This is a genomic window from Aurantibacter sp., assembly GCF_039941195.1.
In the GTDB taxonomy this organism is placed as follows: Bacteria; Bacteroidota; Bacteroidia; order Flavobacteriales; family Flavobacteriaceae; genus Aurantibacter_A.
The window spans coordinates 46232-63378 of sequence record NZ_JBDVFA010000103.1; the positions used below are offsets into that span (position 1 = coordinate 46232).

General features: G+C 33.4%; 15 protein-coding genes. 3 read left to right on the forward strand and 12 right to left on the reverse strand.

Features of this window, described 5'->3' with window-relative positions:
- Positions 1-26: 26 nt before the first annotated feature.
- The 10 genes from ABJF52_RS18005 to ABJF52_RS18050 all read right to left on the reverse strand — a co-directional run bounded on the left by ABJF52_RS18005 (position 27) and on the right by ABJF52_RS18050 (position 12020).
- Positions 27-509, reverse strand: coding sequence for a hypothetical protein (locus ABJF52_RS18005; RefSeq protein ID WP_348153407.1), 483 nt, complete (start codon positions 507-509; stop codon positions 27-29).
- 105 nt (positions 510-614) lie between these two features.
- The gene (locus ABJF52_RS18010) at positions 615-1157 is read right to left on the reverse strand and encodes a DUF4287 domain-containing protein (protein WP_348153409.1); all 543 of its coding nucleotides are present in this window, start codon (positions 1155-1157) and stop codon (positions 615-617) included.
- A 153-nt stretch (positions 1158-1310) separates the two neighbouring features.
- Positions 1311-2402: an amidohydrolase family protein gene (locus tag ABJF52_RS18015; RefSeq protein ID WP_348153411.1), complete on the reverse strand. Its 1092-nt coding sequence runs from the start codon at positions 2400-2402 to the stop codon at positions 1311-1313.
- Positions 2403-2470: 68 nt separating this feature from the next.
- On the reverse strand, positions 2471-4534 hold the full coding sequence (locus ABJF52_RS18020) for a DUF349 domain-containing protein (protein ID WP_348153413.1): 2064 nt from the start codon (positions 4532-4534) through the stop codon (positions 2471-2473).
- Positions 4535-4683: 149 nt separating this feature from the next.
- Complete coding sequence (locus tag ABJF52_RS18025; RefSeq protein ID WP_348153415.1) at positions 4684-5421, reverse strand: shikimate dehydrogenase; 738 nt, start codon at positions 5419-5421, stop codon at positions 4684-4686.
- 94 nt (positions 5422-5515) lie between these two features.
- Positions 5516-6547 carry a DUF368 domain-containing protein gene (locus ABJF52_RS18030; RefSeq protein WP_348153417.1) on the reverse strand — a complete coding sequence of 344 codons (1032 nt, stop codon included), beginning with the start codon at positions 6545-6547 and terminating at the stop codon, positions 5516-5518.
- 7 nt (positions 6548-6554) lie between these two features.
- Positions 6555-7472: a DUF368 domain-containing protein gene (locus ABJF52_RS18035; RefSeq protein WP_348153419.1), complete on the reverse strand. Its 918-nt coding sequence runs from the start codon at positions 7470-7472 to the stop codon at positions 6555-6557.
- 41 nt (positions 7473-7513) lie between these two features.
- Positions 7514-8917, reverse strand: a complete 1404-nt coding sequence (locus ABJF52_RS18040; protein ID WP_348153421.1) for a hypothetical protein — start codon at positions 8915-8917, stop codon at positions 7514-7516.
- Positions 8918-9014: 97 nt separating this feature from the next.
- The gene (locus ABJF52_RS18045) at positions 9015-10190 is read right to left on the reverse strand and encodes an aspartate aminotransferase family protein (RefSeq protein WP_348153423.1); all 1176 of its coding nucleotides are present in this window, start codon (positions 10188-10190) and stop codon (positions 9015-9017) included.
- A 63-nt stretch (positions 10191-10253) separates the two neighbouring features.
- On the reverse strand, positions 10254-12020 hold the full coding sequence (locus ABJF52_RS18050) for an OstA-like protein (protein ID WP_348153425.1): 1767 nt from the start codon (positions 12018-12020) through the stop codon (positions 10254-10256).
- Between the two features lie 120 nt (positions 12021-12140).
- Between ABJF52_RS18050 and ABJF52_RS18055 the strand changes: the two genes are divergently transcribed.
- The 3 genes from ABJF52_RS18055 to ABJF52_RS18065 are packed head-to-tail and all read left to right on the forward strand — an operon-like array spanning position 12141 to position 15389.
- Positions 12141-12743: a SprT-like domain-containing protein gene (locus ABJF52_RS18055; RefSeq protein WP_348153426.1), complete on the forward strand. Its 603-nt coding sequence runs from the start codon at positions 12141-12143 to the stop codon at positions 12741-12743.
- A 47-nt stretch (positions 12744-12790) separates the two neighbouring features.
- Positions 12791-13870 carry a mannose-1-phosphate guanylyltransferase gene (locus ABJF52_RS18060; protein WP_348153428.1) on the forward strand — a complete coding sequence of 360 codons (1080 nt, stop codon included), beginning with the start codon at positions 12791-12793 and terminating at the stop codon, positions 13868-13870.
- Positions 13871-13883: 13 nt separating this feature from the next.
- Positions 13884-15389 carry a DUF389 domain-containing protein gene (locus ABJF52_RS18065; protein WP_348153430.1) on the forward strand — a complete coding sequence of 502 codons (1506 nt, stop codon included), beginning with the start codon at positions 13884-13886 and terminating at the stop codon, positions 15387-15389.
- A 20-nt stretch (positions 15390-15409) separates the two neighbouring features.
- On the opposite strand, the gene ABJF52_RS18070 is transcribed toward ABJF52_RS18065, so the two are convergent.
- On the reverse strand, positions 15410-16177 hold the full coding sequence (locus ABJF52_RS18070; protein ID WP_348153432.1) for an ATP-binding cassette domain-containing protein: 768 nt from the start codon (positions 16175-16177) through the stop codon (positions 15410-15412).
- On the reverse strand, positions 16177-16914 hold the full coding sequence (locus ABJF52_RS18075; RefSeq protein ID WP_153756707.1) for an ABC transporter permease: 738 nt from the start codon (positions 16912-16914) through the stop codon (positions 16177-16179). Before ABJF52_RS18075 ends, ABJF52_RS18070 begins: the two co-directional genes overlap by 1 nt.
- Positions 16915-17147 lie beyond the last annotated feature (233 nt).

The following is a 17147-nucleotide window of genomic DNA, read 5'->3' on the forward strand; positions in this document are numbered from 1 at the left end:
TGGTATAGATTGTTTAGCCTGTAATTTTATTCTTGAAGCCTAAAAATATTCGAGATGTTTTTTGCATCATCTGAATAGAAAACAACATCAATGGTTATATCCCATTCTGTATCCGATATTTTTTTGCCTTTTATTGTACCTTTTGGTGAGGTGTTTTTATTATCATCGCCAAAAAAGCAAAAACAATTTTCAGAATAAACAGCTTTAATAGCTTCAAGATCAGTTGTTGAATATTCAAATTCATTTAAATCGGGTTGAATTTCAAATCGAATTACTTCAGAATACTCATCATCTGCGATATCTTTCTCATCTTCTGCTTGAAACTCATACGTGAATACCAAATTATTACCATCTACCACGGAACTATATTTCATATAACTTCCATCATAATTTTCTTCAATTATTAACTGAGCATTTTCTTGGAAGGTATACGTATATATTTCATCAGATGTTTTTGAACAAGAGAATACCAAACTGGAAAGTAGTAATAGCGCAAAAGTACTCTTCATTTAACCTAAATTTAATTTTGATTAAATATACAATGTACTATCTAAAAAATGTTATTGGTGTGTTATGTTTTAGTTGCGGACTATTTAGCAAGAATTAAATGAAAATTAAATTGATTTTTCATAAGCCATATTAATCCATTTTTTTAATTCACTATCAATATCAGTTACCGCAGACAATTTAACCCTATGCGTGCACATCGTACCAAAAGGACCCGAGTTTTCAAGTCTACTAGTTATAGGTGTATCTTTTAACTTAAAGCCCAAATCAATTCTAGATTTGGTCGCTGGTTTTATTAATATAAATTGTCTTTTACGAATAATACTAACACTACTTTTTTTTGGGGTTATTATTACATCAGACCCCAATGTATTTACAAACTTTATTAGCTCTTCATAAATTGGTAGTAATTGCTCTTTTCCACTGTATTGTGCTTTTACTAAATCGTCTGTAGTGCTTTTTTCCTCTTTAGATAATGTTACAATCGTGTTAGCGAAACCATGAGTTACATTGAAGTCATTTTTTAAATATTTAACTCCATCGGAATGTTTCGCAAATGATTTTTCTTTCAGAATTTCTTTCCATTCGGCCAATGATTTGCCTGTTTTTTCAGGCATATTACTAATCATTGTTTGTAAAGCTTTATCCATAATTATCATTTTATAGGTTGCTAAATATAATTAACGGGGGAGGAGAAATACGAGCTTTCGTCAATCTATAAGAAAGCATTATTTACATCTTGTAAAGCCAAAAAATGTAAAATAGCTCACTGGAACCATATTAAAAAGATTTAAAATTGCTATTTACTGAACTTCAAAGAAATCTGCAAAATTTTGGTAATACACTTTTTGTAAAATCTCTTCAGATAAGCCTAATCCTTCTGATTTTTGACTGCGAATTTCAACTGAATCTGTTGTACTTAAATATTGCCAACGTAACGCATATTCTTCTTCTAAATAAGCACGTTCTTCTTCAAGTTTTGTTGCATTTAATGAATCTTGTTGGATATGATTGCCAAAATCAGTACCAAACATAATGCGGTCTTGATACTTGCCAAAAAAGACTCGCACTTTTTCTTCATCTTGTCCTACTAAATCACCAAATCGTGCTGCGGGTTCTACGTACAAATTATCGAATTTGTCCAAACGCTCCGCTATCATATCAACATCATGAGACATACTTCCCATATGAGCACAAATTATTTTTAAATCGGGATTATTGGAAATCCAATTATCTCGTGCAGCAATTATAGTTTCGTAAGTCGGAATTTCGGAGTGTTTAAAGGCATGGTATTCGGGGTGCTCATTATAATATCCGTAATGCGGATTTTTTGGGTCGTCAAGCGGACGCCAAGCTTGAATAGGTTCGGCTATATGTGCCATAACTGCAATACCTTTCGCAGCTAAAAAATCAAAAATTGGTTGTAGTCGCTCATCATCTATTTGAATGAACTTACCACTATTATCCTTCGTAATCATTCCAAAATTCTTCCAGACTTTTACCATTTTAGCCCCTTGTTCAATCTCTTTAAGCAAACGGGCAATTTCTTTTTCTGTAAATTCTGGGTCATCAATTCCAGCTCCTATTAGTGAGGAACATAACCAAAATAAATCGGGATATTTTTTTTGCAATGCCACATATTCATTCCAGCTTCTACCTACACCTTCGGGAGTGTGATGTGCGACATCGACAAGCATTCCTTGCATGTTCCACTCTTCAAAGAAATCTGGTAAATAATCGCGATCAAATTCGAAATGTGTATGTATATCCACTTTTTTAATACTTTGTTTATCCAATGAAACAATGGTGTTAATTTCTTCAGATTCCTTCGCAACTTTAGGCTTACAAGCAAATAAGGTTAAAATTACGAGGAATAATATAGTTGTATTTTTCATTTTCAAAACAATGACTAGTTACTTAGAATAAATTCTTAAAACTTATTGTACTTACCAAAATTCAACTGCTACTCTTCTTCGTCTATCGCTTCTTCAGCATCTCGAATCAATTGATTTTCCATTATGTTCAACTTTTTCAATTTGGCTTTCCAAGTCTCAATAGCTTCTTTATGGGTCTCAATATTTTTGATTACATTTTGCACTATCGGACTGTCTTCTGAAGCGTTCGAAAAGAATTGCATATTGTTCTCCAATTGGCGCAATTCAGTTTTACTTTCCGATATTTTTCGTCGAATAAAAGTGCGTTCTTTAGAAATTGCTGAATCATTATCAGCGTTCGCTAACTGTTTTATTTTGTTGCCATATTTTAAGAGCTCAGACTCTTGTCTACTAATGTCTAGTTTTTTAAAGAGTGCATCTAAAATGGTATTGAACTTTTGATTAATGTTCTTTCTTTTAAATGGTACGCGACCATATGATTTCCACTCTTCAATAAAAGCTTTTATTTGTGCTAAGTCTGAATCTCTTTCGCCTGTTAGTTTAAAGGCTTTGAGCTTTTCTAAACAAGCTATTTTTTTATCAAGATTTACGGTCTCTTCTTTTCGCTCTGTGTTTTTTGAAGCATGTAGTCGGTCGAAATAATGATTACAGGCAGTTTTAAAATCTTTCCAAAGTTTATCGGAATACCTACGAGGTACGTGCCCTATTTTTTTCCATTCGCCTTGTATACGCTTCATCTCTTGGGTGGCCGTATCCCATTCTTCACTATCTTTTAAGCTTACAGCAATATTTAATAGTTCCCTTTTTTTACTTAAGTTATCTTGCTGTTCCTTTTTTAAATTTTTATAAAAAGAATTTTTGTTTTTATTAAAACCACGAACCGCCTCTTTAAATTCAGCCCAAGTTTTTTCATTTACTTTTTGCGGTACTTTACCAGCATTAAAAAAGGCGTCTCGTAGCGCATCAATTTGTTTTATTTGCTGTTGCAGTACTTTATGATTGTTGGCAACGTTATGCGATACTTTAGCGATATCGGCAATTATCGCTTTTTTCTTTATTAAATTCTCCTCGTAAACTGCATCTAATTCTTTGTAGTAATCTTGGCGTCTTTGGTGCATTGCCTTAGTAGCATTACTAAAACGCTCCCATATTTCTTCGCGATGTTCTTTTGCAACAGGGCCAATCTCTTCTTTCCATAGCTTATGCAAAACCTGCAATTCACGAAATGCCTGACCTAAATCTTTTATTTCTACTAAGGATTCAGCGCGGGCTACCAGCTTTTGCTTTTCTTCTAAATTGTGTTTAAAATCAAGATCTCTTAATTCTCTATTTAGATGTAGAAAATCGTAAAATATTTCAATATGGTGGTGGTAAGTACGCCATACATCATTATAATGCGTTCGAGGTATTGGTCCTGCGTTGCTCCAATTTTGTTGTAACTCTCTAAAATTTTTATAGGTAGTATTTATATCCTCTTCTACATTTATTAGCCCTTTAAGTTGCTCAATTATAGAAAGTCGATTTGCTAAGTTTTCTTTTAGGTTCTTTTCTAAGCTTTTGTGATAGCTATTGCGCTTTTCACGGTAATCTTGATAAACTTCGTTAAATTGACGCTTTGTTACAGAATTGTAGCGAAAATCTATTTCACTACCACCATTGCTAATAAACTCTTCTTTTTTATGCTCTAAGAATTCTTGAAATTTTAAATCAAATTCATGTTTAATACCATCAACATGCTTTTTAATAGCTTGTACTTTTTCATTACGTACTAATCGCTGTAATTCACCTACCAAATTCTCCATAGACATGGCATGGTAATCTAATTCAGGAATTTCATGTCGTTGTTGGTTGTCCGTATCTTCTGCATCTTCTGCAACTGATTCGTCTATTTCCTCTAGTACATCGTCTGCGGATTCTTTCGTTGTAGCTTCGCTTTCAATCGCATCTGATTTCTCATCTGTAGCTTCGGCAACAGGTTCAACACTACTTTCTTCTGTAGTTTCAGCCGTTGAATTTTCAATAGGAGTAGCAGTTGTTTTTTCTTCAACAGCATCGTTTTGTTTTACTTCATTTTCTGCAGCAGCAGTTTCAGTAATTTTTTCTTCTTTATTTTCTTCGTTTGCTTCAAGCATTGCCCCCTATATCTATTTAACACTATAACGTTATTGTAAGATACTAACTCAATAGGTAACAACAAAAATTATACTCGCTCTTTTTAAAAACGAATTTTATAAATAATAAGTTGAACTAGTTTTTTATTGAAATATATAATGAAATTTCATTAAGAATTCCAGATTTCCCAAGAGGCTTCTGCTTGTAATTCTAGCATTTTTAGTCCATTAATAATCGTAGCACCCTTATCTTCACCAGCTTTTAGAAAAGCTGTTTTTTCAGGATTATAAATTAGATCATAGAGCAAATGGTCTTCACTTAAGTACTGATATAAAATAGCAGGTTTTTTTTCAATATCAGGATGCGTGCCTAAAGGTGTACAGTTAACAATTAGGGTATTATTTTGTATTATTTCTTTATCCAAATCATCATAACTTAATTGATCTTTTTTTGGTCGCCTAGACACAAATTGAAAATTAATTCCCAAGGATTTAAAAACATGAGCCACAGCTTTAGATGCACCACCTGTACCTAATATTAATGCACTTTTATGATGTGATTTTAGCTGAGGTTGTATCGATTTTTGAAAACCAATTACATCCGTATTGTAACCTATGAGGTTTTTATTTGTAATTTTTATTGTATTAACAGCTCCAATTTGTAATGCTGTATCATTAATATTGTTTAAATATGGAATAATTTCTTGCTTGTATGGTATGGTAACATTAAAACCTTTTACTTCCGAATTATTTTCAAATAGTGCTGAAAATTCCTGAATAGATTGCAGATCGAAATTCTCATAGGAATAGTTTTCTAGATTTAATTTTTCAAATTTTTCTGCAAAATATCCTCTTGAAAAAGAATACGATATGTTTTTTCCAATGAGTCCGAATCTATTTTTTTTCATTTATTTTTTTGAAGTTTTTCACCTACACCAATTGAGTGCTATTGTATTTTTTTTCTTAGTCGAATTGTTTTAATCAACCTAAATAGTATCATTTTTATTTGACTTTCTTCTTTTGGCTTCCGCCATTTTTACCGTACCAACCTAAGGCTAATAAAATTGACATGCCAATAAGAGCAAAAAATAATGCCCACCACGTTTCAATGTTATTAAAATCTGGAAAGTAACGTTCGTAGTTTACAATAATTTCTTTACCATTAGAATCGAATAGGATGTTGCCATTTTCATCCAACTGTAAAATAGTTCTTTTCCATGGCCATACTACACCTAATGATCCAGTTATAAACCCGATAATAACCGCATTGGTTATATGTTTATAATGCTTAAGCACAAAGCCTAGTAAGTGTGATAATGTTACAAGTCCGGTTGCCGATCCTAGGGTAAATACTGCTAGTATTTTTAAAGTCGCAATTCGGACTTTGTTGTGAATGAAACTAAAATCACCCTTTAGTATATCAGCAAAAGTATCATACAAAGCGTTTACCGAATCTACTAAAAGCAATACGTAATTGCCTAGCAAAATAAGGATAAAGGACCCTGAGAGCCCTGGTAAGGTCATTCCGGATACACTAATCATCCCACAGAAAAAAATAAAAATTAGGTTGTCATTTTCTTTAGCAGGATTTAAATAACTAATTGAAATACCTACAATAAGTCCTAAAATTCCTGCCGGAATAGTTCGTTTGTTCCAATGTTCAAAATCTTTAGCTATATAATATATGGACCCTAATATCATACCGAAAAAGGCTGCCCAAACATATAGTTCTTTAGTTTCTAAAAAATAGTCGAGGAGTTTGGATACACTGAAATAACTAACGAGCATACCGAATATTAATAGCGATAAGAACTGTCCATTTATATAACGATAAAAACTTTTTAATCTGCCGCTAAAAAAAAGCTTAAAAGCCTTGCCATTAACTTTTTGTAAGGAATAAATGAATTCTTCGTAAAACCCACCAACATAGGCCACAATACCACCAGATACGCCAGGTACTTTATTAGCAGCACCCATGCATAGTCCTTTAATGACCAAAAAAATTCGATCTATAAAAGTACGTGGTTCATACATGTAATTTTCACTTTTTTGAGGCAGTTTTTTCCAAAATAAAAATAAGGGAAAAACCGATGATAGCAGCAATTATGGCATACATTAATTGCGATTCGCCATCATAAGAAAAAGGAGAGATACTTTGTTCAGCTATTATTTTTTCTTTGTCACCGTACATACGGGTTTCTAAGATTTCTTTCCAAGGCCATATTTTGTTTAATGAACCTAAAATAAATCCAGATAAAACAGCAAGTGTAATATTTTTATAATTGTTAAACATCCACTTCAAAACCTTAGCAAAACTCAATAGTCCGAAAACCACACCTAGACCAACAGCGATAATTATTTTAAAATCACGGTCGTCTACCGCATCTAAAACAGTTTTATAAGATCCTAAAAGAACTAAAATAAATGATCCAGAAATACCTGGTAATATCATTGCACAAATAGCTAGAGCCCCTGAAAAAAACAAAAACAATAAACTATCTGAATTCTCAGCAGGTGGTAACTTTGTAATATAAAAGGCCACTACAGCTCCTAGTATTAGTAAGACGACTTTGGCTAAGTTCCATTTATTAATGGCTTTTGCTACAAAAAACACGCTGGCTAATACTAAACCAAAGAAGAAAGACCATAATGGAATGGGGTGATTTTCAAGTAACCAACTAATTAATTTTGAGAATGAAAAAATGCTAATTAGCATGCCTATAAATAAAGCTGCTAAAAAATTTCCGTTAAGCGCAAGCCAAAAACTTTTAAAACCATGACTACGCCATAGGTTAAGCGTTTTAAGGTTGATATTGTTTAGCGAAGTAATAAATTCTTCGTAAATACCGGCTACAAATGCAATAGTACCCCCAGAAACTCCTGGGACTAGTTCAGCAATACCCATTCCCATGCCTTTTAAGGCGATAACAATGTATTGGAAAAGATTTCTTGGTTCCATGCAAAGCGGTTTAATAACCAATAAACGCTAAATTTGACTTTTTATTTGGAAGCCTTTCTAATACTTTCAATTACTTCTAGTACCCATTCAGCAGTACTAAATTGTGGATATTCTTTTTGAAAAAGTGTAAACTCGTCGAAGTTTAGTTTTAAAGCGTCAACAAGACTAATTCTGGCGTTAATTTTATCATCATTCAATAAATATAATCCAACTTTTTTATATGCTAGTTTCGCACTGCTTGGAAAATATCCTTGCCCTTGGATAAGCACTTGAATAGCACTTTCAAAGTCCTTATTATTTGCTAAAACATTGGCCCATTTTACCCAAGTCTCATGTTCTTTGTCACCAAACTCCACCGTTTGTCTGTAGGCAAAATCGGCCTCGTGATAGTTTCTTAGCGCATTATTGATTTGAGCACATTTCTTCCAATAATCTGCATTTTCACCGTCAATATTTATCGCTTTGTTGATGTAATAAAAAGCTTTTTTATAATTCCTTTTTTTGAAATAAAAATCGGTTATTGCTAACCAACCCTTATCTAATAATGGATCTTCATGTACAGTATGGTAAAAGTAATATTTGGCCATTTCGTCATTGCGCAGTCGCTCATAACACTTGCCAATTCTGAGGTATGCATGAGATGTAGGATCCTCCATTTTAATGGTAGTCTCATAATTTTCGATAGCATCTTTAAAACGACCTAATTTTTCTAACATCTTACCTTTTTCAAAATAAGCACCCATAAAGGTGTCATCAGAAAAAATGGCAAATTCATAGGATGTTAATGCTTCGGCATATAATTTTTTAGCGGCATATTGTTTGCCTAATTGATGCCATGCAATTCCGCAATAGGGATTTTTATCTAAATAATCATTTAAATAATAGATGGCCCCGTCAAAATCTTCTAAAAATTCGAAACAATATATAACATTGTAGAGGGCAGTATAATCTTGATCATCAAAATCTAAACATTTTATGAAACACTCTTTTGCCTTTTTAAAATCATCCATAAAAAGGTATTCCATACCCATCATAGACTGAATTTCAAATCCGTTTGTGGCCAAGGTTAATGCTTTTTGAAGTAAAACTACAGCTCCTTCATGGTTGTCTTGCTTCGAATATATATTAGCACGTTGAATATAAATTTCTTCGTTATGCGAATCTAATACTTGTAGTTCGTCCAATATTTTCTCAGCAAGATCAAGATTGTTTTCAAAAACCAAAACCTCTACATCAAGCAACTTAAGTTCAATGCAGCCGGGGTGCTGTTGTAAGCCTATCTTAATAGCCTTCTTAGCTAAAGAGATTTTACCGTTGTTCAAATAATGGTGGACAATATCCTCGAAATCTTCGGCATCGAAGAAATAGATATCATCTGTTTTCAGCATTGATTCGAACTTTATTATCGGTTCGTCAGGTCGTTCATTTGACTCTGGAGTCATCATATATCTTGGGTTGAACTTCGGATTTAAAAGTAATTGTTTGTGATTGTTTTTTGCTCGATGGCGGACGATATTATCAACAAATTAGTTAACATCCATATTAAAGGTCATTTAATATTTCTAAAATAATAGCGCAGCCTTTCTCTATTTCTTCAATAGATATGGTTAATGGCGGTGATATGCGAACTGCACGAGACTCAAATAATAACCAAAATAAAAGAAGTCCTTCTTGCAAGCTTTTTAGAATTATTTTATTCGCTGTTTCCACATCTTCTACTATTAGTGCTAACATTAACCCACTGCCTCGTATTTCCTTTATTTTTTGATGTTGTAATAATTTTCGAAATAATTTTTCTTTGACAAGGGTTTCTGATATTAAATTGCTTTGCGTTACTTCTTGTAATGTAGCTAGGCTAGCTGCGGCTATAACCGGGTTGCCTCCAAAGGTCGTTATGTGACCCAATTTTGGATTGTCTTGCAAACTAGTCATCATATTTTTAGATGCTGTAAACGCACCAACTGGCAGGCCAGAAGCCATACCTTTACCAATTACCAATATATCTGGCACACAATTGTAGTGTTGAAAAGCGAATAGTTTTCCAGTTCTTCCAAAACCAGGTTGAATTTCATCTAGAATTAATAAAGCTCCCATTTGATTACAACGCGCCCGTACTTTTTCTAAATATTCATTTTTAGGAAGGATAAAGCCCGCTCCACCTTGTATAGTTTCTAATACTACAGCTGCAGTCTTCGTTGTTATTTTTAATAAATCATCTTCATTATTAAATTGGATAAAGCTTACATCTGGGAGTAATGGCCGAAAAGGGCTTTTACGTTCTTCAAGCCCTAAAAGACTTAAACTACCCATGGTATTACCATGATAGCTGTTTTTTGCGGAAATTAATTCGCTTCTACCTGTAAAACGTCTTGCCAATTTTATTGCCCCCTCGATAGCTTCCGTGCCTGAATTTACCAAATAAGTGGTGTCCAAGTTGTCGGGCAATTGTTCAGATAATAGTTTGCAAAATTGTACAGCTGGGGACAGTGCGAACTCACCATAAACCATAACATGCATATATTGCTCTGCTTGTTTTTGAACTGCGCTTACTATCTTAGGATGACAGTGCCCTAATGTGCAGGCTGAAACACCAGCTACAAAATCTAAATATGCTTTGTTGGAGGCATCATATACGTAACTACCCGAAGCGCGTACTATTTCTAAACCAAGTGGGTGTGAACTTGTTTGGGTTTGATATGTTAGAAAGTCCTCTTTCATATAATATTACTTGAAGCTAGATACAGCATTTTATTTACAACTATTCTTAAGAAATAAATGTCCCTATTGCGTATCGGATTTTTCCGCTGGTAGGTTCGTTTCTTTTTGCTTTTCCGTTGCTGATTTTTCTTTTGGATCTGCAACTTTTGAAGGTGGTATTGGGATATTATTTATTGGATCACCAGCATTTTTTGAGCGTGCCTCTTCTTCAGCATCAATATCAATAGGATTTTCAATTCCGTTTATGGTAACTAGTTCTATATTATTATCATCTTCATCAAAAATTTCATCTTTGGTTAAAAGACGTTCGTCGGCTCTCCAAATAAAACCTTTTAATAATCGACTATTTTCAGGAAGATCTTTCTCTGGGAAAATATCGCCATTAGGATCTGTAATAAAAGTTAAATCTTCAACATCATTATTTGCTAGTGTAATATGAATTTTACTGCAAATTGTTTTGTCGATGCCGATTAGTTCGTTGTCATCATTATACATGTAGTAAATAACCTCGGTATTCTTTACTAAATCTATAATCTTCATTTCATTTTCTATAAACTTGCCATATAAGTTTACTCCTTTAGCCTGATTAAAACCTACTTTGCCTATACTATCTTGAGATACTAAAAAGGCATTGTCAATTACTTTTAAAGAATCTAACTTTTCTGTTTTTAAATCTGATATAATATGAATGCTATCCCCAGTCATTTGGTTTTCGCCATTCCATACTACCGGATTTTTTATTAATTGTGTTAAGCCGTTGTATTGTTCGGAATGTATGGAATCACATTTGCCACTCATATCTGTTTTAAAAATTTTCGCATTTCTAAAGGCACGTAACACTCTTTTGTTAGGTTTGCCCGTAGCCATAAGAGTATCACCATGAATAAAAATGGAATCGTTCTCCATTAACCCTATTGAAACAGCACGCTTTGTTGCAAAAACCGAGTCCTTTGCTTTAAATACCTCGGCGTAATGTGCTTTAATAATCCCTTTATTAATAGTATCTAAAACGGTTATATTGTTGGTTGCTGAAGCGAATTCCGAGGCTCTGTCAAAATAGACACTATCCCCCTCCATAATTCTATTGTTATAATGAATAGTGGTGTTTTTAATACCATAACCATTTTCAATTTTGGTATCGTAAAAGCCTCTTTCGCAATACATCTTGTAATCGGCACCGGTAATTGTTGATGGACCATACATGTAAGCGTTTTTTGAAGTGGTGTAATAATCTAACTGCTCCGAATCTAATATGTATTTGGCATTATCTATATGTACACTATCTAAGAATTGATATTTTTTGGTTTCTAAATAATACTTACCAATTTCGCTAGTAAGCGTATTGGCAGAATCTATTACTGTTCCAAAGCTATCGTAATAGGATTCTTGTTTTTCACGATCAAAATAAAGGGTGTCGGTTTGCAATGTCATGTTACCATTTTCATTGGTTTCACTTTTTAAAAGTACATTATCCCATGCCTTAGCCATTTTAAGATTGCCGTCATAATCTACCTTACCACTGGTCATTAATACAGAGTCGCCTTGTTGAACACGTACATTTCCAATAGCCTTTATTTTATTTTCTTTAATGTAGTAAATAGCTATATCACACCACATATCTGCACCTTCGTGCTCAAATTGGACTTGTAGTTCGTCTTTCTGAAAAATGGCGGCATCCGGAAATTTAGCTTCATCCTTCGTAAAGTTTGCACCATGTACGATGTTAATTTGAGCAGGCTCTTTCGCTGCTTCCTGAGCAAGTAATTGCACCGTTGTACACAGTATAAGTAGGAATGAAATAGCTTTATTCAATGCAAAAATTTTGCTCAAAAATAGGGTTTTTTTAGAGGAGGTACCTTTTGATTAGCATAGTTTTAGGATAGCATTTTTTTAATGTTAGATTTTCTTAAAATTGTAAATCTGCTAAATCAAATATGTATTTTTGTTAGAATGGATGACATCCTAAACAAATATTTGCCTGAAAGTGCTGTGTCACCTTGCCTCGAATTGATTCAGTATTCTGGTGTGCACTTGAAAATTGTTAACGATCGTGTAACCAGACATGGTGATTATCAAAAGTTAGCGAATGGTAAACATAAAATCACAGTAAACGCTTCACTTAATAAATACCGCTTTTTAATAACCTTAATTCATGAAATTGCTCATTTAATAGCATTTGAAAAGTACGGTCGCGCCATTAAACCACATGGATTAGAATGGAAACGTACCTTTCAACATTTGATGTTGCCTTTTATACGTCCGGAGGTTTTTCCTCCTCAATTATTGCCGCTTTTAGCTCGGCATTTTCGAAACCCGAAGGCTAGTAGCAGTACCGATGCACGACTTATAATAGCATTAAAACAATTTGATACGCAACAATCAGAAAATTCTTACGTTTTTGAAATACCAAAAGGTAGCGTATTTCGACTATACAATGGTAAAATCTTCAAAAAGGGTAATAAACGCGTAAAACGCTACGAATGTGTAGAGGTAGCAACTGGAAATATGTATTTGTTTCAACCCAATGCTGAAGTAGAATTGATAAAAACTTAAAATAGGGGATAAACGCAAGGTTAAATTCCTATTATAAAACAAACAACATGAACAAGAATTATTACGCAGTATTAATGGCAGGAGGAGTCGGATCTCGATTTTGGCCGATGAGTACAACTGAAAACCCGAAACAGTTCCACGATATGTTGGGGACAGGAGATTCGTTAATTCAAAAAACCTTTAAGCGATTAAATAAATTTGTTCCTACCGAGAATATATTAATCTTAACTAATGAGCGGTATAATGATTTAGTATTACAGCAATTACCGCAAGTTACTCAAGAACAAGTGGTGCTTGAGCCGGCGATGCGGAATACTGCTCCTTGTATATTATATGCTGCATTAAAGATTCAGAAAATGAATCCAGATGGTATTATGATTGTGGCGCCTAGTGATCATTGGATTGAAGATGAGACTGCATTTGCTGAAGATGTTACTACTTGTTTTAAAAAATGTGAAGAGGAAGATGTATTGTGTACTTTAGGTATTAAACCATCATTTCCAAATACTGGTTTTGGTTATATTGAATTTGATAAGAAAAGTACTACTGCGATAAAAAAGGTCAATCAGTTTAGAGAAAAACCAGATTACGAAACAGCAAAGGAATTTTTAGCACAAGGTAATTTCTTATGGAATGCTGGTATTTTTATGTGGAGTGTAAAAACAATTGTAAATGCTTTTAAAAACTTTCAACCCGGGCAATATGCTTTATTTGAATCTGGAATAAGTGCTTATAATACTGCTGATGAAAGTAATTTTATAAAAGAAAATTATCCGAAGGCCGAAAATATATCAATAGATTATGCGATATTAGAAAATTCAAAATCGATATATGTGCTACCTGCTACATTCGATTGGAATGATTTAGGTACATGGGGTTCTCTTTATGATAAGTTAGATAAAGACGAAAATGAAAATGCGATCGTTAATAGTAAAGTAATTGCAGCAGATGCACATGGTAATATGATACGTTCACCTAAAGACAAAATTGTTGTTGTGGATGGACTTGAAGATTATATTATTATTGATAAGGAAGATGTTTTAATGATTTATCCAAAGTCAAAAGAACAAGATATTAAACAAGTAGTGGCGAAAGTCAAAGAGAAATTCGGAGATGAATACGCATAATTAGAGTATAAGTATGAGCGAAGATCTGAATCCAGAAGAAAAAATTGTTGTAGAGGAAGAGCCGATTAAAAGCAAAGAGGATGTCAAAAAAGATTTTGAGGGTCTCTTAGGAAGTATTAAAAAGTTTCTTTCAGAACTTTTGGATATTCGAACAAATACGGATCAAGAAGCTACAAAAGAGGCAATTATTGCAGATATTCCTTTTAAAGGCCACACCTCTTGGATTCTCGTTTGTTCAATTTTTATTGCATCAATTGGATTGAATGCAAATTCTACTGCTGTTGTTATTGGTGCCATGTTAATTTCGCCACTAATGGGGCCGATATTAGGTATGGGCATGTCGTTGGCAATAAATGATATTGATACCTTAAGAAGATCGTTGAAGAATTTAGCTGTAATGGTTGGCTTAAGTGTACTTACAGCGTACTTGTTCTTTCTGTTTTTTCCGCTTCAAGCAGAATCATCAGAGCTTTTAGCAAGAACAAAACCTGATATTCGAGATGTTTTAATTGCCTTTTTTGGTGGGTTAGCATTAGTAATCGCCAGAGCAAAAAAAGGTACTGTAGCCAGTGTAATTTTTGGTGTTGCAATTGCGACCGCTTTAATGCCACCTTTATGTACAGTAGGTTTTGGTTTGGCTATTGGAAATTTTAGCTATGCCGGAGGAGCTCTTCTACTTTTTGGAATAAACACCATTTTTATTGCTTTAGCCACTTTTTTGGTGTTGAAGCTTTTGCGTTTTCCAATGGTTCGCTATGCAAACTCTAAAAGAAGGCGTTTAATTGCCCGACTAGTTTCTCTTACTGCTTTGGCGGTAATGATACCTGCAGGATTAATTTTTTGGGGTGTTTTTAAAGAGTTTGAATTTAAAAGTGAAGCAAATAAGTTTATTATTGAAAATGTATTGCCGTATCAATTTACCAAAGATGGTCGGTTTTTAAATGATTTGTCTGTTTTGCAATATAATAGTGAAGATTTATCGGGAACTGACTTACTTTTTAAAAGAAATATTGCATCGACCATAGAACTTATTTTTATGGGTAATGAAGGAGTGCCTGAGAGTGTACTAGCCACTTGGGAAGCTAAAATGAAATCGTATAGTCATTTAGAAAATGTAGAATTAAAAGTAATTCAGGGTTCACAAGGCGATGATGCGAATCAGCTTAAATACGTAAGTGAATTGTACGAGTCACAAAAAGACCAGTTATCGAGTAGAGATGATAAAATTCAGTTATTAGAAACAGAAGTAATTCGTTTGAAAAAAGCGTCTAGTATGCAAATACCTTTTGCAGATATAAGCTCTGAAGCTCGCACTAATTACGATAACTTAAGCTCACTTAGTTACGCACCCACAATAGTAACAGACTTTACTAAAATTGATACGATTCCTGTTTTTGAAGTTAAATGGAACAAAGATGCTAAAAAGGATGTCACGGAAAAAGATGCTAAAAAACTTACAGATTGGTTGAAACTTCGATTGAAAAACGATAAAATTCAACTTAAGGAAGTTACTGAATAAGTGATGGCTTTTACTAAAATCTAATTCCTTTCCTCAATATACATTTGCCGTACTTTCTTAAAAAGTTCAGATGAATATACAAAGTCGGTTACTGCTTCATTATCGGTTTTGAATATTTCTTTATTGGTGCCTTCCCATTCTTTTAGCCCATTTTTTAGAAAAAGAATTTTTTCACCAATTTCCATTACCGAATTCATATCATGCGTATTTATTACGGTCGTGATATCATATTCCTCTGTAATCTCTTTTATGAGATTGTCTATAATAATGGCTGTTTTTGGATCTAAACCAGAATTTGGTTCATCACAAAATAAATATTTTGGATTCATAACTATTGCTCTGGCAATAGCTACTCTTTTTTGCATACCACCTGATATTTCGGAGGGAAATTTTTTATGTGCATCAATTAGATTTACACGTTTAAGAACAAAATCTGCACGATCTTGCATTTCAGAAGCTGATTGTGATGTAAACATTTCTAAAGGAAATTTCACATTACCTTCAACAGTCATGGAGTCAAATAAGGCGCTACCTTGAAAAACCATTCCCATTTCCTGACGTAAATTTCGTTGTTCGCTAATGGAAAGGTCATCATATATTTTGCCATCGTAACTTATATTTCCTTCTTCTGGAGTAAATAGACCTAATAGGCACTTTAAAAACACTGTTTTACCTGAACCACTTTGCCCAATAACTAAATTTGTTTTCCCTGTTTCAAAGGTGGCAGTAACGCCTTTTAATACTTTTGTGTCACCGAAAGATTTATGAATGTTGTCTACATGTATCATTATCCGAGAAACAATTGGGTTAATATTAAATTAAGAAAGATAATGGCTACACTAGTCCAAACAAAAGAAGTTGTGCTTGCTTTTCCTACTTCTAAAGCACCACCTTTCATATAAAAACCATGGTACGACGGTATGGTTGCTAATATAAAAGCAAATACCAATGTTTTAATAAAAGCATAGGTTACATGAAATGGAATAAAATCTAATTGTATTCCTTCAATAAAATCGGCACTAGTACTGTGCCCTCCTGATACTCCTGCCAGCCAGCCCCCAAAAATACCAACATACATGGCTATGGCAATTACAAAGGGATATAATAATAAAGCAATTATTTTTGGAAAAACTAAATAGTTTAATGCATTTACACCCATAACTTCAAGGGCATCTATTTGTTCCGTTACACGCATAGTTCCAATACTAGAAGTAATATAAGAACCTACTTTTCCAGCCATAATTATGGAACAAAAAGTTGGAGCAAACTCTAATATAATAGACTGCCTAGTTGCAAATCCAATTAAATATCCAGGAAGTAAAGGATTAGTTAGGTTTAATGCAGTTTGAATAGCTACAACCCCGCCAATAAAGAAAGAGATGAATATAATGATACCTAAGGAACCAAACATGAGCTCGTCAATTTCTTTCAAAATCAACGTTTTCATGATTTTCCATTTGGTAGGTTTTTTAAAAACCTCCCGTATCATAATGGCATAGCTGCCAATTGATTCAAAATAGTTCATGGATTGCTTATAGACTTCAGCTTGTAAAAATAAGAATATAATATATCAGAAGGCTTTGAAACATCGTAAAATTTCCTACATATTAATTCGATATCCTTGTTATCTATTATTTATTATCTCATCTTTTATCTGTAATCAGGTAATTAATTTGATCCGAAAATAAAATGGTTACCTTAAAATTTAGGATTTTTATATTGAATCAGGATGTTGTATTAGTATAATATTCTTATGCA